Source organism: Streptomyces griseorubiginosus, from assembly GCF_001514195.1.
GTDB classification, from domain to species: domain Bacteria; phylum Actinomycetota; class Actinomycetes; order Streptomycetales; family Streptomycetaceae; genus Streptomyces; species Streptomyces griseorubiginosus.
The window spans coordinates 51,048-72,372 of sequence record NZ_KQ948749.1 but is presented as its reverse complement, the minus strand read 5'-3'; the positions used below and the strand labels follow the sequence as shown (position 1 = coordinate 72,372).

The 21,325-nt window shown below is 68.4% G+C and carries 16 protein-coding genes and 2 pseudogenes; 10 read left to right on the top strand and 8 right to left on the bottom strand.

From position 1 onward, the window contains the following. The first annotated feature begins 353 nt into the window (after positions 1–353). Positions 354–860, top strand: a complete 507-nt coding sequence (locus AQJ54_RS47915; RefSeq protein ID WP_428843823.1) for a helix-turn-helix domain-containing protein — start codon at positions 354–356, stop codon at positions 858–860. After that, on the top strand, positions 857–1,819 hold the full coding sequence (locus tag AQJ54_RS40780; protein WP_062246425.1) for an amidohydrolase family protein: 963 nt from the start codon (positions 857–859) through the stop codon (positions 1,817–1,819). The genes AQJ54_RS47915 and AQJ54_RS40780 overlap by 4 nt, the downstream gene beginning before the upstream one ends. A gap of 445 nt (positions 1,820–2,264) precedes the next feature. On the opposite strand, the gene AQJ54_RS40775 is transcribed toward AQJ54_RS40780, so the two are convergent. The 3 genes from AQJ54_RS40775 to AQJ54_RS40765 all read right to left on the bottom strand — a co-directional run bounded on the left by AQJ54_RS40775 (position 2,265) and on the right by AQJ54_RS40765 (position 5,361). Further along, positions 2,265–2,804, bottom strand: coding sequence for a GlcG/HbpS family heme-binding protein (locus AQJ54_RS40775; protein WP_079070274.1), 540 nt, complete (start codon positions 2,802–2,804; stop codon positions 2,265–2,267). Positions 2,805–3,077: 273 nt separating this feature from the next. After that, positions 3,078–3,641, bottom strand: a complete 564-nt coding sequence (locus AQJ54_RS40770) for a MarR family winged helix-turn-helix transcriptional regulator (protein WP_079070273.1) — start codon at positions 3,639–3,641, stop codon at positions 3,078–3,080. Positions 3,642–4,161: 520 nt separating this feature from the next. After that, positions 4,162–5,361 (bottom strand): helix-turn-helix transcriptional regulator, encoded by a 1,200-nt coding sequence (locus AQJ54_RS40765; protein WP_062246421.1) that lies wholly within the window; start codon positions 5,359–5,361, stop codon positions 4,162–4,164. Positions 5,362–5,994: 633 nt separating this feature from the next. Here AQJ54_RS40765 and AQJ54_RS40760 point away from each other — a divergent pair. Further along, on the top strand, positions 5,995–6,147 hold the full coding sequence (locus AQJ54_RS40760) for a hypothetical protein (RefSeq protein ID WP_159055646.1): 153 nt from the start codon (positions 5,995–5,997) through the stop codon (positions 6,145–6,147). A gap of 5 nt (positions 6,148–6,152) precedes the next feature. Here the strand turns inward: AQJ54_RS40760 and AQJ54_RS40755 are convergent, their stop codons facing one another. The 3 genes from AQJ54_RS40755 to AQJ54_RS47535 all read right to left on the bottom strand — a co-directional run bounded on the left by AQJ54_RS40755 (position 6,153) and on the right by AQJ54_RS47535 (position 9,146). After that, complete coding sequence (locus AQJ54_RS40755; protein WP_062246418.1) at positions 6,153–6,854, bottom strand: hypothetical protein; 702 nt, start codon at positions 6,852–6,854, stop codon at positions 6,153–6,155. A 47-nt stretch (positions 6,855–6,901) separates the two neighbouring features. Then, a protein-coding gene (locus AQJ54_RS44550; RefSeq protein ID WP_169808271.1) for an IS5 family transposase occupies positions 6,902–7,710 on the bottom strand; the annotation gives its coding sequence in 2 pieces (ribosomal slippage) (positions 6,902–7,371 and positions 7,371–7,710; 810 coding nt in all). A gap of 188 nt (positions 7,711–7,898) precedes the next feature. Further along, the gene (locus AQJ54_RS47535) at positions 7,899–9,146 is read right to left on the bottom strand and encodes a helix-turn-helix transcriptional regulator (protein WP_062246414.1); all 1,248 of its coding nucleotides are present in this window, start codon (positions 9,144–9,146) and stop codon (positions 7,899–7,901) included. A gap of 171 nt (positions 9,147–9,317) precedes the next feature. Here AQJ54_RS47535 and AQJ54_RS40735 point away from each other — a divergent pair, with 171 nt between their 5' ends. Then, positions 9,318–10,223: an NADP-dependent oxidoreductase gene (locus tag AQJ54_RS40735; protein WP_062246412.1), complete on the top strand. Its 906-nt coding sequence runs from the start codon at positions 9,318–9,320 to the stop codon at positions 10,221–10,223. A 76-nt stretch (positions 10,224–10,299) separates the two neighbouring features. Here AQJ54_RS40735 and AQJ54_RS40730 read toward each other — a convergent pair whose 3' ends face one another. Next, positions 10,300–11,286: an aldo/keto reductase gene (locus AQJ54_RS40730; RefSeq protein WP_062246410.1), complete on the bottom strand. Its 987-nt coding sequence runs from the start codon at positions 11,284–11,286 to the stop codon at positions 10,300–10,302. Between the two features lie 345 nt (positions 11,287–11,631). Here AQJ54_RS40730 and AQJ54_RS40725 point away from each other — a divergent pair, with 345 nt between their 5' ends. The 5 genes and pseudogenes from AQJ54_RS40725 (at position 11,632) to AQJ54_RS40705 (ending at position 17,363) form a co-directional block, all read left to right on the top strand. Next, complete coding sequence (locus tag AQJ54_RS40725; RefSeq protein WP_062246408.1) at positions 11,632–12,675, top strand: NAD(P)-dependent alcohol dehydrogenase; 1,044 nt, start codon at positions 11,632–11,634, stop codon at positions 12,673–12,675. Between the two features lie 52 nt (positions 12,676–12,727). Further along, a pseudogene (locus AQJ54_RS40720) lies at positions 12,728–13,717 on the top strand (aldo/keto reductase). Between the two features lie 48 nt (positions 13,718–13,765). After that, positions 13,766–14,768: pseudogene (locus AQJ54_RS40715) on the top strand (aldo/keto reductase). 748 nt (positions 14,769–15,516) lie between these two features. Then, complete coding sequence (locus AQJ54_RS40710; RefSeq protein WP_062246406.1) at positions 15,517–16,395, top strand: helix-turn-helix domain-containing protein; 879 nt, start codon at positions 15,517–15,519, stop codon at positions 16,393–16,395. Positions 16,396–16,493: 98 nt separating this feature from the next. Continuing rightward, a complete protein-coding gene (locus tag AQJ54_RS40705) occupies positions 16,494–17,363 on the top strand; it encodes a helix-turn-helix transcriptional regulator (protein ID WP_062246404.1) in 870 nt (289 codons plus the stop codon). Positions 17,364–17,562: 199 nt separating this feature from the next. Here the strand turns inward: AQJ54_RS40705 and AQJ54_RS40700 are convergent, their stop codons facing one another. After that, the gene (locus tag AQJ54_RS40700; protein ID WP_079070272.1) at positions 17,563–19,644 is read right to left on the bottom strand and encodes an MDR family MFS transporter; all 2,082 of its coding nucleotides are present in this window, start codon (positions 19,642–19,644) and stop codon (positions 17,563–17,565) included. A gap of 398 nt (positions 19,645–20,042) precedes the next feature. Here AQJ54_RS40700 and AQJ54_RS40695 point away from each other — a divergent pair, with 398 nt between their 5' ends. Beyond that, a complete protein-coding gene (locus AQJ54_RS40695; RefSeq protein WP_107121255.1) occupies positions 20,043–21,281 on the top strand; it encodes an MFS transporter in 1,239 nt (412 codons plus the stop codon). Positions 21,282–21,325: the final 44 nt, after the last annotated feature.

Genomic DNA, 21,325 nt, shown 5'->3' with positions numbered 1-21,325 from the left:
CCGGAACAACTCCGCCGGCACCCCGGCGCGTTCGACGGCCGTTCGGCCGGCGTGGGCCGTTCCGCTTGTTCGGGTGGATGCTCTCCGTGGGCCGACTCTGATCGCCGAACACGCCATTGACCCTGCCACCTCCACGAGAATCCGCAAAGGGGAGAATTCCACCCTGGGTATCCCTTATCCAGGGGAGGGATTCATACCCCCCTTGTGCAGGCCGAGCGGTGTGACACTGGCTGGTATGACCAGCGACGCGCGCATCTGAACGAGCCGGGACAATTCCTCAAGCTGCGGAGGGCCGAGTCGAGCCCGCGCACCGTCGGCCTGCCCGACGCCGGTGGCCGACGGATACCTGGCCTGTGCAGGGAGGAGGCCGCCCTGCCGCCGCCGTCAGCACCGACTACTTCACCCGCTTGGAGCAGGGCCGCATCCGGCCGTCCGCGTCAGCACTGGCCGCACTCGCCCAGGTCCTGTGTCTGGCCGACAACCAGCGCGACCGCCTGTTCCTCGCAGCGCACAACCATCTGGCCAAGCACGTCATTCTGAAACGATCAGTAGGCAGACAGGGACATCGCCGAGGGCGTGAGCGCTGTGGCCGGGCAGTCTGCCCATGTGGACAGGCGGAACCGTCAGAAAGGCTAGTCGGGCGTGGGGCCGTCCCGTCCCAGAATGAAGGCGTTACCCAGGGTCTGCCTCCATGGCGGCGTACGCGTGCTTGGCGGGAAGCCGGATGCGCGAAGACCGCAGGCAGGTGCCCTCCAACCACCGACGCCGGGGGAAGCGCTACCGGTAGGCGGCGCCGCCGAGAGTCATGGAGTGGTGGGCGGTCGTCGGCGCCCGTGCTGACAGAAGGACAGGAATCATGACGATGGTCAATGGCTGGGTCGATGTGCACGCGCACTTCACCCTGCCGCTCACCGAAGAGCAGCGGCTCAGGCAGTGGGAGGGCCTGCGCGCACAGCGGTTCCTTGCGCCGCAGCCGTTTTCCTGGAGCCCGGAGTCCGCCGTGGACTACATGGACCGAACCGGTATCGCCATGCAGCTGCTCAGCAACACCCACGTGTTCTCGTCGCAGGCGGTGAGTGACAGCAACGACTACGGGGCGAAGATCGTCGCGGATCATCCGACCAGGTTCGGGTTGTTGGCGGCGTTCCCCACCGACGATCCCGAGGCGGCGCTGGCCGAGATCGATCGGGCCCAATCGGACCTGCACGCCGACGGATACGCGGTGAGCGCCCGGTACAACGAGGTGTTCCTCGGCGATGAGCGGCTGGAACCGGTGTGGGCCGAGTTGAACCGCCGTCGTGCGGTTGTCTTCGTGCACCCGAACACGATCGCGCCGCCGCAACTCGGCCTCCCCGTCACCTTGATGGATGTGGGGTTCGAGACCGCCCGGAGTGTTGTCGACATGCTCTACGCCGGGGTGTTCCGCCGCTACCCGGACCTGACGCTGATTCTCGCCCACGCCGGTGGAGCGCTGCCGGCGATGTCCGGACGGCTGAGTCAGTTGGGAGCGGAGCCCTGGGTGCCCAACCCGCACAACATCACCCGGGACGAGATTCGCGAGCATGTGGCCAGGCTGTACCTGGACACCGCCAACGCGGGAGATGACGCCCCTCTCGCATCGGCGCTCGCCACGGTCCCGCGTGACCACCTGGTCTACGGCTCCGACACCGGCGCGCCCTGCAACACGGACGAGACGCTGGCGACCAATATCCGGGCGCTGCGTGACTCCCGCGTGCTGGTCGAAGGTGAAGCCGACCAAGTCGGGAGTCGAGGCTGGGACTTGTTCCCGACCGCCAGTCGGCGCGCCGGCAGAAGCTGAAGCGCTGGTCCGGTCCCCTGCCGCCAGAGGGTCAAGTCAAGGAGCGGCACCCCCACGGTGCGGACGCTCCCACCCCTAGCGCAAGCGCTGGACGCCAGTACGGGAAGTCGACCGGCACAGCCATCCACTGCACGCCGTTGTCGATCAGGTAGTGCACAGCGGTACGCCTCCGGACTCCCGCCCCGCTTCAGGGACCGGCCCGGCATCGGCATCGTGAACCGGGTCTCGGCTGAGGGATCGTGAACAGGTGTGGGTCTTCCGGTTCGGTGTGGATTGCGACGTCTACGCCGAACCGGAAGATCCTCGTGGTTCAGTCATGCACCCCTGCCCGAGACCGGACGCCTCCACCCGGCGCACTGTGCAGTCGAGGACGACTCGCGCCTGGGGCCGGCTGCGGAGCGCTTCCAGGTCTCCCGCCCCCCGCCCGGCGATGTGCGGACGAGAGTCAGAGTGCGCTCAGCGCGGCGCGGGCTACCTCGTCGTCCTGGGCCGGGGTGCCTCCGCCGACGGCGAGGGCGCCGATGAACTGATTGTTCTCGAAGATCGGTCGACCGCCGGCCAGCAGGCTGGCGCCGGCGGCGACATGGGAGGCGATCTGGGCCGGGTCCTTGATGTTGGCGGCCAGGTCGGCGGTAGCGGTCCGGTAGGTGCGCGCGGTGTGTGCCTTGTGCGGTACCAACGCGGCCGCCGCCGTGCTGTTGTTGTCCATGCGAAGGGACGCCTTGGCTTCGCCGGCGGAGTCGATGACCACCACATACATGGGCGGAAGCGCGGGGTGGTCCCGCACGTAGCGGACGGCGGCCTCGGCGAGCCGCTGAGCCTGGGCCAGGCTGATCGTCCGCGTCGCGATCGATCCACCGCTGCCGGTGGCGGCCGAGGCGCTGCCGGCAGCCATCTGGCCGACAGCAAGTCCGCCCGCTACCGCCCCCGCTATTCCGAGCATGCCGCGTCTCGTGGCCAGGGTGTTGACGGATTCCTCTGTCATGGCTTGCTCCTACATCTCTGTACGGAAGGCTCTTACGGATCTCGGGGTCGCTCTCGGGCGTCCTGCCCGCGTCGACGGGCGGGTTGTTGCCCGCGGCCATGGACGCATGGTCCGACGGTGGCGATGGAGTGGGGGCCGCCGCGCGCTCCCGATCACTTCATGCATGAAGTTATATAGGGGCGTCACTTCACGATGCAAGTGATTCGTCGAAAAATTCACTTCACGCGTGAAGTGCAAATCTCGCGCCTGGACCGGGATGTCACGGCCTCAGGCTCAGCGGAACTCGTCGCTGCCAGCCGTCTGCGCGATGCGCTGCGCAATCTGGGTCATCTGACGCACCTGCGTGGGGGAGAGGCTGTCGAAGATGAGGCCGCGGACCGCGGCGACGTGGCCCGGGGCGCTGACCTCCAGCTTTGCCGTGCCTTCGTCGGTCAGGGAGGCCAGGGTGTAACGGCCGTCGGTGGGGTCGGGGCGGCGGGTGAGCCAGCCGCGTCGCTCCATGCGGGTCGCGACCTGCGACAGACGCGGCAGTTGACCTCCGGTGAAGTTGGCCAGCTCGCTCATGCGAAGGGTGCGCTCGGGGGCCCGGGACAGTCCTACGAGGACCTGGTACTCGAAGTGCGTGAGGCCGGCGTCGCGTTGGAGCTGTCGATCCAGTGCCGCGGGCAGCTTGGCGACCATGCCGGCCAGGGCCATCCAGGCATGGAGCTCCTCCTCGCTCAGCCACCGGATCGGCTCCGCGGCCTCGCTGCCCCCTGCCGGCTCGGCTTGCGCACCGGGGCTGCGGTCGCCTGCGGGTGCGCTGCGGGTCCGCTTCACAGGGCGGTTGTTGGCCATGGGCAGATTCTATGCGCGAGGTAGGACGGATGACCTTCCTCATGAAGCGGCCGACGATGCGGTCAAGGCGACGACCACGGAGAAGTGTCTGGCGCCCGCGATGATCAGGGGTGAACTTCCTCTCGGTGACGCCGCGACGGGAAGCTCATGCCGAGGTGCCTGCCCGGACCACCGAGTTCTGGAGCCGGACCGTGCCCCTGCGCATTGAACAGGGACTCCCTTCGCCGCAACGCACTGGCCGGTCACACCATCGTGACCTGTAACTTCGCAGCGTCAGTGGGACTTTGAACCTGCTCATCCGGGCGGAGCCGACCCCGCGCGGTCAGTGGGGAGCGGTCACGAGGCACTCGAACTCGCCGACCAGTGCGGCCGCCGACGGCAGAGCGGCGATCGGTCTCGGGATGTGGGGAGCGCTCTGTAGGGGGTTGGACGACGAGCCCGGGGCAGGAGGGCGAGGGCGTGGTTGTCGCGCAGGCCCTCTTCACGAGGCTCATGAACCTCTCGCCGGCCTGACCACCTGTCAGAAGCGTGCCGCGCGCCCCAGGGCAGCGGCTTCTCCCCTGGTGTGTACGCCCAGTTTGGAGAGGATCTGCCGGACGTGGAACTTGACGGTGTGTTCGGTGACGTGCAGCTGTTCGGCGATCTGCTGGTTGGTCAGGCCCCGGACGAGTTCCGCCATCACCGTGATTTCGCGTGGGCTGAGCTCGCGCAGCAACTCGACATCAGTGCTGGGCGGCAGGGCGAGCGGGAGGCGGGCGGTGATCGTGGTGCCCCAGCCGGGAACGGTTGCCATGCTGAAGTCGCCACCGAGAGGGGCCAGGCGTTCGCGCATCCGGTATTCCGCCAGGTTCAGCGGAAACTGTGCGCAGTCACCGTCGTCCCGAACGTCCACCGACAGTTGGTCGTCGGTCACCTGCCACGCCACACGGATCCGACGAGGGTGGGTGTGCTCCAGCATGACGAGCACGCAGCCGCGGGACAAGGCGGTGGCGGCCTGACCCACCGGGCCCGGAAGGATCCTGTCGGCGGTGGCGGGTGGCACAGTCTCCAGGTTCACCTCGGCGTGGAGCACCAGAGGCCGCAGTTGCTCGGTGAGCAGGGAGAAGGCGCGTTGGACGGTGCATTCCTGGGCGGAGGAAGCGGCCTGCAGCGCGGTCAGGGCGGTGGAGGCCATGTCGGTTGCCGCCCGGCGGGCCCGGGAGTCGTCGAGCTCCCGGGAGCGCAGGGTTGTCAGGAGTGCCTTGAGCGTGGCGGCGTGGGTGTCACGGGCGAGAAGGAGCTGCTTGGCGTGCTCTCCGGCGAAGAAGCGTTCTGCCGCGGTGGTCGGTGGGGAATCGGAGCGGGAGAGCAGAGCCGCCGCGATCTCCCAGCATCGCTGCACCATCGGGTAGGCGTGCTGGGTGTCGTCGGCGTCGGCCAGGACGAGCAGACTGCCGGATGCCCTGGGGCCGGCGGTGGCCGCCACCAAGGCTGGGCGCGTGGTGCCTCCGATGGTGACCGGCCTGTGCCAGGGCTGACCGGGTACCGCCGCCGCGTCCAGCGCGGCCAGTTCGGCGGCGCTCGGCCGGCGGTCGCCGTTGTGCGGTGTGACGCTGATTCGTCCGGCGACCAGGACAGCGGCCCAGCGGTGAGGGACCTCTTCGCGGACCACCGCCGACAGGCGTGGCAGGACCTCGTCGGCGGCGGCTGTGGCCAACTCCAGTACCCAGTCTCCGGTCACCGTGAACTCCTCCTCACTCGGCCGGTTGCGACTCTCCGGAGAGCAGTCCGGCTCATCTTGGGCGGGTGCGATCATCGTTCTCGCGCGGCTGCGGGCAGGCTTCCGTACCGCCCTGGTCTCCGGCTGCCGTGTCGGAGGAGCTCGACGGCCGGCCACAGCTGCGGAGGGCGCTGATCGCGCTCGCGAGGTGCGTTCCTCGTCGGCGAGGCGGCGCGGCCGTCGAAGGTGACTACGCACACTCCGAACGTGTGCCGGACGCGGTGGGCCCGGCTCTACGGCGCCGAACGCGCCCGCTCCCGGGAACGCCGTCGCAGCCTGCTCCTAAGGGGCCTGACCGACACGGCTGCCGCCCGCTGTCTCCCCACCGGGCAGGGGCAGTTTTTGCCGTCCCAGATGACCGGGGGCGGTGAACTCCATGGAGGAAACATGCACACGTGCACCTATCAAGTGTTTGACTCATCTCAGGTTACTTCATTGACAACAAGATGCTGTGATCTCGGGGAACTGACCACTCCACGGGCATACGCATGCCTGATCCGTAGGTGTGAGCGATCCGCAGGAGCGGGTGCATCTCGGAGCGTTCGTTCGGTGCGACTGGTGGTGGCGGTCACGTGGGCGCTGGGCACTGGGCGGATGCCTGACGCATGCCGGGCCTCGGCCGCCCAGCGCAACCTCGTCAACCGCGTGATCGGACAGCCCTACCACTGCCTGAAGCAGGGCACGGCCTACGACGAGTCGCTCGCCTTCGGGATTTCTGCTTCCGAGGCTGTTGTCGACGCCGCTTGAGAAGGTCAGCGGGGAGTGAGACAGGCTTCGAGGGCGGCTCGCTGTTGCGGGGACAGGTGGTCGCCGAGAGGGATCTTGCGCGGGCTGTGATCGCCGTCGCAGAGCCAGCTCTGCTCGTCCTCGTCGAACCACCAGTCCTCGACACCCCACATGGGGTTCCCCTGAAGCAGGCGTCTGGCCAACGCCTCGCTCGCCGCGGGCACACTCTGAGCGACAAGCGCCTCGCCCACCGCCGTCACGGCCTCCTCCGGAACCGCCGCGTCGCCGAGAACAGGCAAGAGAAGGAGGAGACGGGCGTGCGGGTCGGTAACGCCTGCGGCACTCGGTGGTGCCTGCAGCAGGACGGCGAGCTCGGGCCAGCACAGCCCTGGGCCGATGCGGTCCTGATCGTCGCTGGCCAGGACCAGATCCTGGCTCCAGTCGGGATGGGTGAGGAAGTAGTCCGTGGTCGTGAACTCCTCGCCGCTGTTGACGTGCACGACGATCGTGAAGCCGCCGGTCAGCGGCACCGTGAACATCGGCCACGCCGACCGGTCGTGGAGCCTGTCGAGCATGGCGTCCGCGTCACCCGCGTCCGATCCGAAAGCCTCCGGCATGAACCCCTCGGCCAGGTCCGCCAAGTACGCGGGCCAGAAACCCGGCTCACCCAGGAGCGGTTGCCCGTCCACGACAGGGGACGAGGAGTACCAGTGCCGTGCCATCACCATGCCGAGATTCTCTCCAACCCGGCTCCGGGCTCTTCTAACTGATCGTTTCAGAATGAGGTTCGGAGTCGTCTCAAGCAGATGATGCTGCAGGCGAGTTGGAGCAGTCCGAGGTGGAGGTCGGCGCGTATCTCGTAGCGGATCCGGAGTCGCTTGAACTGGTGGAGCCAGGCGAAGGTCCGCTCGACGACCCAGCGGGTCTTTCCCAGTCCGGAGCCGTGTGCGGTGCCTTTCCGGGCGAACTTCGCTGTGATGCCGCGGGCCCGGAGCAGTCGGCGGTACTTGTCGTAGTCGTAGCCGCGGTCGGCGAACAGCCGGCCTGGTCGGTGACGTGGCCGCCCTCGAACCCCGCGGATGCGGGGCATCGCGTCCAGCAGGGGCATCAGCTGAGTGACATCGTGACGATTCCCGCTGGTCAGCGAGACGACCAGCGGAGTGCCATGCCGGTCGACTATCACGTGGTGCTTGCTTCCGGGCCGGGCCCGGTCGACCGGCGAAGGTCCGGTGTGAGCCCCCCTTTGAGCGCCCGGACGTGCGAGCCGTCGATCGCTGCATCGTCCATGTCCAGCAGCCCCGCGGCCCGCAGCTCCGCCAGCAGCACCTCATGCAGTTGCGGCCAAACGCCGGCTTCGGTCCAGTCCCGCAGACGCCGCCAGGCCGTCACTCCGCTGCAGCCGACCTGTTCCGCCGGAACGTCCCGCCAGCTCACGCTCTTGCACAACACGTAGACGATGCCACGCAGCGCAGCCCGGTCATCTGCGGGCAACCGCCCGGGATACCGGTGCCGCCTGGGCGGACGAGCAGGCAACAACGGGGCCACACGTTCCCACAGGTCATCAGGGACAAGATCAGCGGACACCCAACAGATCATGTCGGCACAACGCCCAACTTCCAAGACCCACACAGCAGTTCATTCTGAAACGATCAGTAAGACCCCGGAGAGATGGCTCGCCAGGTGTTCGTCCAGGCAGGCGTTCCCCCTCATCGTGATGGTGGGGTTCTCGGTGTGATGGTGTGGGTCTCGCCGCCCTGCTCACCCGCCGACTCTTACGCGGCGCCCCATTGATGGGCGAGCGCCGCCGCCTCCCCGCGGGTGCTGACGCCGAGTTTGCCGATGATCCTGGCGACGTGGAACTTCACCGTCGACTCGCTGATGTGCAGCGTCTGGGCGATGTCGCGGTTGCGGCGGCCCCGGGCCAGATGCCCGAGTACCTCCAACTCCCGTGCGCCGAGCTTGGCCAGGGGGTCCTGACAGGGCGTACTGGACGACGAGAGAGGGATCTCGAAGGTCACCGTCGTGCCCCATCCCGGTACGGCGTCCACGTCGAGCCGCCCTCCGAGCTGGGCCAGCCGCTCGGTGACGCGGCGGGAGTCGAGGGCGCCGCGGGTGAGAGTGCCGGGCCCGTTGTCCCGCACGGTGGCGCGCAGTTCGTCCGTGCCGACCTTCCAGCCGATGTGAAGGCGGTGCTCCCTGTCACCGCCCAGGCCGTGCACCTGGTCGTCCAGGGAGGCGTGCACGGTGGCCCGGACCACGGCGAGCGCCGTGTGGGTGACGTCCGCGGGCAGCAGCCGGTCGGTGCTGTCCTCCGCGTCGGACGGTCCCAGTTCCAACCGCACGCCACGGGCGCGCAGGATCTGGCGCAGTGACACCGCCAGCCGCTCGAAGACGTTTCCGGCCCGCTCCTCCATCAGCACCCGGTCGAGTTCGCCCCGTGACCGCAGTTCGGCGACGGCCGAGACGGCGAGGTCGACGGAGCGTGCACGGGCGTTCGCGTCGTCCAGGGCGCGGTCGCGCAGGACGCCGAGCAGAGCGGTGAGCGCGGCCCCGTGCGCGTCACGAAGTTCGGCGATGGCCACACACGACGCGGCCATCGGCTCGCTGCGCAGGCCCTCCCGGTACGCGGTCACCAGGTCCCACAGCGCCCGGGCCGGAGTCACGTACTCCTCCGGTACCGGGGTGTCCTCGGTTCGTACGAGGACCAACAGCGCACCCTGGCCCGTCATGTCGGCGGCCAGAACGAGCACGGGCATGTCGACGCCGGCCATCGATGCCCGCCCCTGCCAGCTTCCCTTCAACGGCACCAGTGACCGCAGGGCTGCAACGTCGCTGGCGGTGACAGCGACGCCGGGCCGGCCGGGAGGCTCCCCGATGATCTTGAACGGTGCGTACGAGCCGTTACCGGCCAGCTGGACGATCTCCCGGTGCGGAATCGCCTCCGCCAGGGCGGAGGACAGACGTGTTAGATGCTCGGACGGCGGCGCCTGGATCAGCTCGACTGCTGTCATCAGGTCCATGTCCGCCAGCGTAGGCAGCAGGGCTCTCCCGCCGGATTGTCCTTTCGGTCAGTTGGAACTGTCCGAAAGGACGGCGGCGGCCGAGCCGCCGCGCCCGAGGCTGGAAGCGTTGTTCACGACCGGCCGCTGCCACGGCGGACCGAGCCATCAGTACGACGGGAAGTGACAGTCATGAAGGCGATCTCCTACGACGAGTACGGCGGTCCGGAGGTTCTGCGGCTGGCGGAGGTGACGGAACCGCACGCCGGACCCGGGCAGGTGCGAGTGAAGATCGTGGCCGCTGCCGTCAACCCCATCGACTTCAAGATCCGCCAGGGCCGTGCCCCGCAGATGGGTCCCGCGTCCCTCCCGGCTGTCCCCGGCCTGGAAGGAGCCGGCATCGTCGACGAGGTGGGGGCAGGCGTCAGAGGTGTGTCGATCGGTGACGAGGTGATGGTCTGGACCGACACCGGTGCCTCTGCCGAGTACGCCCTGGCCTCGGACTTCGCGCTCAAGCCCGTCGGCCTGGACTGGGAGACGGCCGCCGCCCTGCCGGTGGCTGTCGAGACCTCCGACCGCGTGCTCAGCGAACTCGCGGTGGGCCTGGGCGAGACCTTGCTGGTCCATGGCGCCGCGGGCGTGGTCGGCTCCGTCGGGGTCCAGATCGCCGTGGCGCGCGGCGTCACCGTCATCGGTACGGCGTCCGAGGCCAACCACGACTTCCTGCGCTCTCTCGGCGCCATACCCGTGGCGTACGGTGACGGCCTCCTCGACCGGGTCCGCGGGGTCGCCCCCCAGGGCGTCGATGCCGTCTACGACGTCGCCGGCATGGATGCCCTGGACGTCTCCGTGGAGTTGCGCGGCGGCACCACCGACCGCATCGTCACCACCAACGACCCGCGGGCCTTCGAGCTGGGCATCACCTTCTCCATCGGGGGCCGGCGGTTCGGACCGGAGCTCGCCGAGTACGCCCGCCTCGCCGCCGACGGTCGGTTGCGCGTACGCGTCGACCAGAGCTTCCCGCTCGCCGACGCCGCCAGGGCACACGAGCTGAGCGAGTCCGGCCATGCGCGCGGCAAGGTGCTTCTGCGCCCGTAGGGAAGGCTCCGGTCTTCGCAATCGGCGCAGCGCAGCGGGTGATCAGGATCGGTCGGTGCGTGCTTGACGGAGGTGACTACCTGTTCACCAGGGACATGTGGTGCTCGTTGTAACGGTCTCCCTTGACCCCGATCCGGTCTGCGAGGTCGTTCAGGTCGGACAGTTCGTCGGCGGAGAACGGAACGTCAGTGGCGCCGGCGTTCTCCTCGATGCGCGCGCTGCGCCGGGTTCCCGGAATGGGAACGATCGACGGGTGCTGGGCGAGCAGCCAGGCGAGTGCGATCTGTCCCGGTGTCGCGTCCTTGCCTCGGGCGAGCGATGTGATGTGTTCGACGAGAGCCTGGTTCGCCGCCCGGTTCTCGGCCGTGAACCGCGGAATGGTGGTGCGGACGTCGTCGGCCGCGAACGGTGTCGAGGCGTCCACCGCCCCGGTCAGGAACCCCTTGCCGAGTGGGCTGAAGGGCACGAAGCCGATGCCGAGCGCCGCGCACGTCGGCAGGACCTCCGGCTCGGGATCCCGGGTCCACAACGAGTACTCGCTCTGCACCGCCGTCACGGGGTGGACCGAGTGGGCACGTCGGATGGTCTCACCGCTGGCCTCCGAGAGCCCGAAGCAGCGGACCTTGCCTTCCTCGACGAGCTCGCCCACTGTTCCCGCAACGTCCTCGATCGGCACCTCCGGGTCGACGCGATGCTGGTAGAAGAGGTCGAGCCTCTCGACCCCGAGCCGTTTGAGGGAGGCCGTCGCGACGGCGCGGATCTGTTCGGGCCGGCTGTTCAGTCCGACGGAGGCACCGTCCTCGATGCGGAAGCCGAACTTGGTGGCGATGACGACCTGGTCACGCAACGGAGCGAGGGCCTCTCCGACAAGTTCCTCGTTGACGTAGGGGCCGTACACCTCCGCGGTGTCGAAGAATGTGACTCCCAGGTCGACGGCTCCGCGGAGCACGGCGATCATGTCGCTCCGGTCACCGGGGTTCGGACCGTAACTCTGGGACATGCCCATGGCACCGAGGCCGATGGCGGAGACCTGGAGGTCGCGTCCGAGGGTTCGTGTGTGCATTCTTCCTCCTGCGCATCGTTGACGAGCCTGCCGGTCGGGTGTGGGAATTTCCGTATTTCGGTGTCGAGATGCTTTGAGCACCGTACCCAGCACTCGATATCCCAAGGGGGTAAGGAATCTTCCCCGGGTAAATGCCTCCCCCTGCACAACGTTGACGGATTGTGCAAGCGTCTAATGCGCGGCATGCGGCGGCCTGTTCTCTTCCGGGCCCATGAATCATGAACGCTGAATTCATGGTGTCAGTGAAGAATCGGAGCCTTGCGTGAACGAGTCGTGAAGGCGAAGGCTGCCGCACCGACATGCCGCGCATGCGACCGGATCCACTCCTGGGAGATGGGGAGAAACGTGTTCACCGTCAACGCGTACGCCGCTACGTCCGCGACCGAACCGCTTACCCGGACCTCCGTCGAGCGCCGCGAAGTCGGCCCGCGCGATGTCCTCATCGAGATCAAGTACGTCGGCATCTGCCACTCGGACATCCACCACGTTCGTGGCGACTGGGGCCCGGTGCACTACCCGGTGGCCCCCGGCCACGAGATCACCGGAGTCGTCACCCGAGTCGGTTCCGAGGTCGGCAAGTACGCCGCGGGTGACCGCGTCGGCGTCGGCTGCCTGGTCGACTCCTGCCGCACCTGCGACTCATGCCGCAAGGGTGAGGAGCAGTACTGCCTCAACGGCAGCACGCTCACCTACGGTTCCGTCGACCGGGACGGGACGCGGACCCAGGGCGGATACACCACCCACATCGTCGTCGACGAACACTTCGTCGTCCGCGTCCCCGCAGGCGTCGCCCTGGACGAGGCTGCCCCACTGCTGTGCGCGGGCATCACGACCTACTCGCCACTGCACCGCTGGGGCGCCGGTCCCGGCAAGAAGGTGGCCATCGTCGGGCTGGGCGGACTGGGACACATGGGCGTCAAGTTCGCGCACGCGATGGGCGCGGAAGTCACCGTCCTCTCGCAGTCGTTGAAGAAGATGGACGACGGTCTGCGCCTGGGCGCCGACCACTACCACGCCACCGGTGACCCGACCACGTTCGAGGAACTGGCAGGTTCCTTCGACCTCATCGTCAACACCGTGAGCGCCACACTCGACGTCGACGCCTACCTCTCCCTGCTGGCCGTGGGCGGCACCATGGTCAACGTGGGCGCCCCGGCGGAACCGCTGTCGCTCAACGTGTTCTCCCTTCTCGCCCGAGGCCGCTCCTACGCCGGTTCGTCCATCGGCGGCATCCGGGAGACGCAGGAAATGCTGGACTTCTGCGGCGAGCACGGGATCGGCGCGGAGGTCGAGGTCATCCCGGTGGAGAAGACGAACGAGGCGTACGAGCGCGTCCTGGCCTCCGATGTGCGCTACCGCTTCGTGATCGACATCGCGACGCTGGCCTGACCCGGACCGTCGGCGACGTACGACCGGTACCAACGGAGAATCCCCGATGACGATGACGTACGACCACCTCGGCCGCACAGGTCTGAAGGTGAGCAAACTCGGCCTGGGAACCATGAACTTCGGCTGGGTCACGGACGCGTCCACCAGTCTCGACCTTCTCGACCGCGCAGTCGAGGAAGGCATCAACTTCGTGGACACCGCCGACGCCTACGGAGGGCCGCAGTCCCCCGACATGGAACAGGGATACGGCCTCTCGGAATAGATCATCGGCCGGTGGCTGGCCCAGGGCGGAGGCCGACGCGACCGGATCGTGCTGGCGACCAAGTTGTACCAGCCCATGGGAACCGGCCCGAACGACAGGCACCTGTCCGCGTACAAGATCCGCAAGGCAGCCGAAGACAGTCTCCAGCGGCTGGGAACCGATCACATCGACCTGTATCAGATGCACCATGTCGACCGTTCCACACCGTGGGACGAGATCTGGCAGGCCATGGAGCAACTCGTCCGAGAGGGCAAGGTCACCTATGTCGGCAGCAGCAACTTCGCCGGCTGGCACGTCGCGACCGCCCAGCAGGAAGCCGGCAGGCGTCACTTTCTCGGCCTCGTCTCCGAGCAGAGTCTCTACAACCTCACCGCTCGTACGGTCGAACTGGAGCTGATCCCCGCACTGCGCCACTACGGCATCGGCCTGATCCCGTGGAGCCCGCTGGGCGGGGGCCTGCTCGGCGGTGCCCTGCAGAAGGCCGACAGCGGTCGACGCTCATCTCCCGACTTCCTGGCCGCCGTCGAGCGCCACCGGTCGCAACTCGAACGGTACGAAGCACTGTGTGCGGACCTCGGCGAGCGACCTGCGGACGTCGCGCTCGCCTGGCTGCTGCACAACCCGGCGGTCGCGACCACCATCGTCGGGCCACGAACGCCCGAGCAGCTGCACCGGACACTCCGGGCACCGCACCTGAACCTGTCGGCCGAAACCCTGCGAGAGCTCGACGAGATCTGGCCGGGGCCGGGTGGAGAGGCGCCCGAGGCGTACGCCTGGTAGCTCGGTGATCAGGGGGACGAGGACAAGGACAAGGAGAGGGACAAGGACGTGGAATACACACGACTGGGAAGCTCAGGGCTTGTTGTCAGCCGACTGGCGCTCGGCTGTATGACGTTCGGGGACACCGCGAGCGGCTTCAGTAAATGGGCGCTCGGTGAAGAGGAGGCGGAGCCGATATTCCGGCAGGCCGTCGAACTGGGCATCACGTTCTGGGACACCGCCAACGCCTACAGCTTCGGCAGCTCGGAGGAGATCGTCGGGCGCGCGATCAACAAGTACTCGCGCCGCGAGGACATCGTCCTCGCCACCAAGGTCTTCTACCCGATGCACGGCGGCCCGGGCGGATCCGGGACCTCACGCAAGGCGATCATGGAGCAGATCGATGCGTCGCTGACCCGGCTCGGCACCGACTACGTGGATCTGTACCAGATCCACCGCCTCGACTACGAGACGCCCGCCGAGGAGACGATGGAGGCCCTTCACGATGTCGTGAAGGCGGGCAAGGCGCGCTATATCGGAGCGTCGTCGATGCTGGCCTGGGAGTTCGCCAAGCTGCAGTACACCGCCGACCTGAACGGATGGACACGGTTCGTGTCCATGCAGGACCAGTACAACCTCCTCATGCGCGAAGAGGAGCGGGAGATGTTCGGGCTGCTCGCCGATCAGGGTGTGGGGAGCGTTCCCTGGAGCCCGCTGGCGCGCGGCAGGCTCACCCGGCCATGGGGGGGCGGAGACCACGCGGTCGGGAACCGACGCCGCCTACGGGCGTCTGTTCACCGAGGAGGAGTCGAATCGAAAGATCGTCGGGGCGGTGCAGTCCATCGCCGAGGCACGCGGAGTCTCCATGGCCACGATCGCGCTCGCGTGGGTCCTGGCCAATCCCGTCGTCAGCGCTCCGATCGTCGGGGCTTCCAAGCCGCGGCACCTGGAGGACGCCGCTGCGGCCCTCGACATCACCTTGACGGACGAGGAAACCGCCGCGATCGAGGAGCACTACACGCCTCGGAACGCCACTGGAATGAGCGCCGCCGACCGGCCCCCGGCCCGCTGAGAGGCTGTGGCCCTCCAGCAGGACGCTGCCGCCGCGACGGCCGGGTCGATGGCCGACCCGAGCACGGCGTGAAGAGGTTCCCCTGATGCCCGGGTGTTTCCTCCACGGGATCGCGGCAGCGTGCGAATGGCCGCCTCCCGCTGCGGAACCGGAACCAGGCCCACGAGCGCCCCACTTTTCAGTGCGCTGAGGACCCCGGGCCGCAACTCGGCGTGTGGACTGCGGAGTTCGGTAGCCCGGCCTCCGACAGCTTGCGTCACCTGGCGTCCACTATCGGGTCGGCGCCTATGCGCGCTTGATCGCGTCGAGTGGGGGAGACCCGTTCACCGCGGGGACTGCGGGAACAGGCGCAGCGCGCTCGCTCGCTGTGGTGTGCGACCGCCGGCCGGCGCCCTCCTCCGGTGGCTTCGCCGCGTCATCCGCCGCGATGTGGGCGTCGGCGAGCGGCGCGGGACCGGTGAGCGCCAGGCTGTCGCCGAAGCAAGGGACGATCGTCCGCACCGGCCCTCCGCCCCTCCTCTGCCTGGCTCAGAGATATTCAATATCGGTGACATCCGGGAAATCGTTCATTCCGGATGTCGGCCTGGGTGTGTGCGCTCCGCAGACCGGTTCCGGTCACCGGACACACCACATACCCTGCCACTTTCACCGGAACCCGCGAAGGGGCGGATTTTATCCGGGGAATCCCGTATCCAGGGGAGAAATCCTTACCCCCCTTTCGGTCACCGAGCGATGCCACACTGGAGTCATGGCCGCCGACGCGCATCTGAGTGAGCTGGGAGAAATCCTCAAGTCGCGGAGGGCCGAGCTGACCCCGCGCACCGTCGGTCTGCCCGACACCGGTGGTCGGCGTGTGCCCGGTCTGCGCAGGGAGGAGGTCGCCCTGCTCGCCGCTATCAGCAGCGACTACTACACACGGCTGGAGCAGGGCCGCATCCAGCCGTCCGCATCGGTGCTGGCCGCTCTCGCCCATGTCCTGCGCCTGTCGGATCGCCAACGTGACCACCTGTTCGAACTGGCCGGCCGGCAACGGGCACGACACCGCCGACCAGCCGCACAGAAGGCGCACCCACAGCTGCTCCGCCTGCTCGACGACCTCACCGTGAGTCCCGGTGTGGTGATCGGTCGCCGTATGGACATCCTGGCCTGGAATCCGCTCGCTGCCGCCTTGTTCACCGACTTCGCGAAGGTGCCGGAAGGCAGGCGGAACTGCGTCCGCATCCTCTTCACCGATCCCGGCATGCGGACGCTCTACGCGGACTGGCGGGCCGTCGCCCGTGACTGCGTGTCCCATCTGCGCATGGAGACCGCCAAACATCCCGAGGATCCACAGCTGATCAACTTGGTCGGGGAACTCTCCGTGGAGGACAGTGACTTCGGGCGATGGTGGGGAGGCCGTCACGCGCCCTCGCGCAGGGCGGGCGTCAAGAGGTTCCACCATCCCGTCGTGGGCGAACTCGTCCTGGACTGGGACACCCTCATCTGCGGCGGCAACCCCGATCAGGAACTCGTCGTCTGGACGGCGGAGCCAGGCACGCCGTCGTACGACGGACTGAGCGCCCTCGCCTCGCGGGCTGCCGGTCGGCCCGGCGGGCTCACGACCGGTCAGGCCGGTGTGACCGGCTGATACGAAGACCTCCTCGGCCCCAGCAATTCGACAGGCGACAAACCCGGGACAGAACTCTCCCCCTCACATTTCGACTGGATACTGCGACACTCGCTGCTATGCACACCGAAGCACATTTGTCTGAACTGGGAGAATTCCTCAGGGTGCGCCGGGCCCAGCTCAGCCCGCGGACCGTCGGTCTGCCCGAGTCCGGGGCGCCCCGGCGCGTGCCAGGGCTGCGCCGTGAGGAGGTCGCTCACCTCGTGGGCATCAGCACCCGTGCCTACGCGCGGCTGGAGCAGGGGCGCACCCCCGTGCCGAGGACGGTGCTCGACATGCTCGCCCGCGTCCTGCACCTCGACGACGCTCAGCGCGACCACCTGTTCGAGCTGTCGGCAAAGGGCACGTGCGCACCGCGTCGCCGGCCGGCGCAGAAGGTCCATCCGCAGCTCAGACGCATCATGGACGAACTGTCCACGACCCCCGCACTCGTCCTGGGCCGGCACCTGGACATCCTCTCCTGGAGTCCTCTCGCAGCCGCTCTGCTCACCGACTTCGACAAGCTCCCCGCGAACAGGCGCAACTACGCGCGGCTGATGTTCACCGACCCCGCCTTCCGCGAGCTCTGCCTCGACTGGAGGACGAACGCCCGAATCTGCGTGACCCATCTGCGCCTGGAGGCCGCCCGGTACCCCGGTGACCCGAAGCTGGCCGCACTCGTCGGCGAGTTGTCGGTCGCCGACGCCGACTTCCGGCAGTGGTGGGCGGGCCGACAGATGAACGGCCTGTGGATGGGCACCAAGAGGCTGCACCACCCGATCGTCGGCGACCTCACCCTCGACTGGGACACCCTGACCTGCACCGCCGACCCCACCCAGAAACTGGTCGTCGCGACAGCCGATCCCGGGACCCCGTCCCACGACGGGCTTCTGTTCCTGGCGTCATGGACTGCGGACTCCAACCGGCCCGCACAGGACGCGGCAGCCTGAGGCCTCAGGGGCCAGGTGGGCCACCGCGCAGCCACACACACATGGCAGGGCCTTCGGGACGGCCTGACAGCCGCCATGGGGCTGCCGGGCAACCGCCCGTGGAGCGCCCCAGCCCGGCGCGGAGAGAGACGCTGACCCTCCCGATCCGGAGTGGCGCATGCCCCCGGGATCAGATGCGACGAGCGCGTTCCCCGGGCACCTAGAGGCTCGGTCGTTCCCCGTCGGAGGCGGAGAGCTGCGACGACAACTCGTCGACCAGTTCGATCAGGTCCGTCGGCCGGTCGGGTCCCCACCAGTCTCCGAGCAGCTCGGTGAGAGAGTCCCGGCGGGCCGCCGACAGCCGGGCCGCGGCGTCGCGGCCCGCTTCGGTGAGGGTCAGGTCCGTGCCCTCGATCGTGGCCAACTGCAGCTGCTCGATCTGCCGCAGGGCGGCCTGGATCACCGGCAGCGGCACCTGGCTGTACTCGGCGAGCCGTGCCGGCGGCAATGACCTGTCCGGTCGTAGGGCCCGCAGCAGGAGCCAGCTGGAGGCGGGCAGGAGGTCGTATCCGGCCGTGGCGGTGATCTTCTCGTAGATGCCGCGCCGTCCGTCTCGTGACCCGAGGACGGACAGGGCCCGTTGCGCCTCCTCGCGCGAGGAGCGGTGCACGGGGTGGACGCTGAGGGCCTGCGCCATGTCGGGCGCGGTGACCGAGCCGCGCAGCCTGTCCTCCTTGAGGAACCAGGTCAGCGCGAAGGCGAGCAGGACGACCGGGGCCGCGTAGAGGAACACGTCGGTGATCGCGGTGGCGTACGCGTGCAGCGCGGACGGGCGCAGCTCGGGCGGGAGCCGGTCCATGGCACGTGGGTCGGCCTCGAGCACGGTGGCCGACCGGGACTGGGCCGGCCCGGTGAACACGTCGTTCAGCTTGTCGTCGAGCCGGCTGGTGAAGACCGTGCCGAAGACGGCGACGCCGAACGCTGAGCCGATCGACCGGAAGAAGGTGACGCCCGACGTGGCGACCCCCAGATTTTCGTACGACACCGCGTTCTGCACGATCAGGACGAGCACCTGCATGACCAGGCCGAGCCCGAAGCCGAACACGAAGAAGTACAGGCTCATCTCGAGGTTGCCGGAGGACTCCGTGAGCCGGTGCAGCAGCAATAGCCCTGCGGCGGTGACGGCGGTGCCGAGCACCGGGAAGATCTTCCAGCGCCCGGTACGGGAGACGATCTGGCCGGACAGCGTGGACGTCAGCAGCAGCCCGAGCACCATCGGCAGCATGTGCACACCCGACATGGTGGGCGACACCCCCTGCACGACCTGGAGGAACGTCGGCAGGTAGGTCATCGCACCGAACATCGCGAAGCCGATCACGAAGCTGATCGCCGAGGACAGCGCGAACGTACGGATGCGGAACAGCTGCAACGGCAGTACCGGTTCGGCAGCCTCGCGCTCGACGGCCAGGAACCACACGAGAAGTACGGCACCCAGTACCGCGGTCCCTGTCAACGGGACCGAGGTCCATCCCCAGGTCCGGCCGCCGAGCGAGGTCACCAGGATCAGGCAGGTGGCGACGGACGCGATCAAAAGCGTCCCCAGGTAGTCGATCCGGTGCTTCTGCGACCGGACCGGGACCCGCAGCGCGGCGGCGATCACCACCAGGGCGACGGCACCGACGGGCAGGTTGACGTAGAAGACCCAGCGCCAGCTCAGACGGTCCACGAACAGCCCGCCGAGCAACGGCCCCAGCACGCTGGTCGCGCCGAAGACGGCACCGAACAGGCCCTGGTAGCGGCCCCGGTCCTGGGGCGGCACGATGTCGCCGACGATCGCCATCGACAGGACCATCAGGCCACCGCCGCCGAGCCCTTGAAGCGCGCGGAACGCGATCAGCTGCGGCATGTCCTGCGCCAGACCGCACAGCGCCGATCCGATCAGGAAGATCACGATCGCGGCCTGGAAAAGCTTCTTGCGCCCGTACTGGTCGCCCAGCTTGCCCCACAGCGGGGTCGCGGCGGTCGAGGCGAGCAGGTAGGCGGTGACGACCCACGACAGGTGACTCATTCCGCCGAGGTCACTGACGATCGTCGGCAAAGCGGTGGACACGATGGTCTGGTCCAGCGCCGAGATGAGCATGCCGAGCAGCAACGCGCCGATGGACACCCGCACCCTGTGCCGGTTTCCCGCCGCCGACTGCGGCTCCACCACCTGTCCGCCTACCTCATGGACCACAGTTCCGTTCCCTCCGGTACAGGCAATCGGACCTGTTGCTTCCGCCCGGGCCGCGCCGCTGACCATATCGGCAGGGCCAACAGGTGCGCATCGGCGTATGGGGGGAGGAATGCATCCCCTGGGTAATTCATCCCGGGGATGAAATGAGTCCCTTTTGGTTTTTCCTCGACACTGGGAAATTTACTGTCCGACTCACAACTGCGGAGACGCACTTGCTGCAGTGATGCGTCTCGTCGAGCCCGTCCTCGACCTGCACGGTGCGCCCTACCGCTACGACGTCGGCAGTTGGGGGCCGACGGAAGCCGACCGCCCGGCCACCGACGACCGCCGGCGGCCACCGGAACAGGCGTATCCCGGCATCGCGCGGAAGGTCTCAAGGATTTCTGCCACCACCCCGTCGGACAGGCCCACTTCACCTCGCGGCGAGACCGCCGACCGGCCCGTACTCACCTGGACACCCGACCATGGCCACTCCGGACACCCCCACGCCGCCCACCGCGAGCGTCCCCGCCACAGCGGACGGGAACAGGATGAGCCGCGGCCTGACTCTGCTGTTCGCAGTCGCCGGTGGCACCGCTGTCGCCAACCTCTACTGGGCACAGCCGCTGCTCGGCTTCATCGGCAGTGACCTGCACGCCTCGACCGCGTCGGCAGGCTGGCTCGTGACAGCCACCCAGATCGGCTACGCGACCGGAGCACTGCTGCTGGTCCCGCTCGGCGATGTCCTCGACCGGCGCCGGTTCATCCCCGGAATGATGCTCTGCGCGGCCCTCGCGCTCATCGCCTGCGCCATAGCTCCTTCCCTGGGCGCGCTCCTGGTGGCGACCACCCTCCTCGGGTTCACGACCGTCAGCGGCCAGTTGCTCACCCCGCTCGCCGGTGACCTCAGCGACGACACCAACCGCGGGCGCGTGGTGGGGACGGTGGTCTCCGGGCTGCTCATCGGCATCCTCACCTCCCGCACCATCAGCGGACTCCTCGCGGACGCGGCCGGATGGCGCGCCATCTACTTCGTCGCCGCCACGGTCTCGCTCGCCTTCGCGTTGCTCCTCAGCCGCACGATCCCTCCGGTCGCCCCGAAGGTCCACCTGCCGTACCCACGGCTGTTGCTCTCGGTGTGGCAGGTGATCCGGCAGGAGCGCGCGGTGCGCTGGACGCTGTTCCTCGGTGCCACCGCCTTCGGCGTCTTCACCCTGTTCTGGACCGGGCTGACCTTCCTGCTCGGCGCGGAGCCGTTCTCCTACTCGGTCTCCGTGATCGGTCTGTTCGGCCTCCTCGGGCTGGCCGGGGCGCTGGCCGCCCGGCGTGCCGGGCGACTCCATGACCGGGGCAGGTCCATGCCGGCGACCGGGTGGGGGTGGGCGGCGGTCGTGGTCTCGTTCGTCGTCGCGGCCCTCGCCGAGCGTTCCGTCGTGGGGATCGTCGTGGCCGTCGTGCTGCTCGACATCGCCGTACAGGGCGTGAACATCCTCAACCAGACACGGCTGTTCGCGCTCGCGCCGGGAGCCCGCAGCCGTCTCAACACGGCCTTCGTCACCTGCAACTTCCTCGGCGGTGCGGCAGGCTCCGCCGCCGCCTCCGTCCTGTGGTCCGTCGGCGGCTGGACGGCCGTCGCGCTGACCGGCGCCGGTCTCGCCTGCGTCGCACTCCTCGTGTGGGTCCTCGGCCGCCGCGGACCGCTCCTCTCCGCAGGAAGCGATTGAGCGCCCTCCCTCGAACGCCAACCTTTCTACTGCTGTTCCAGTAA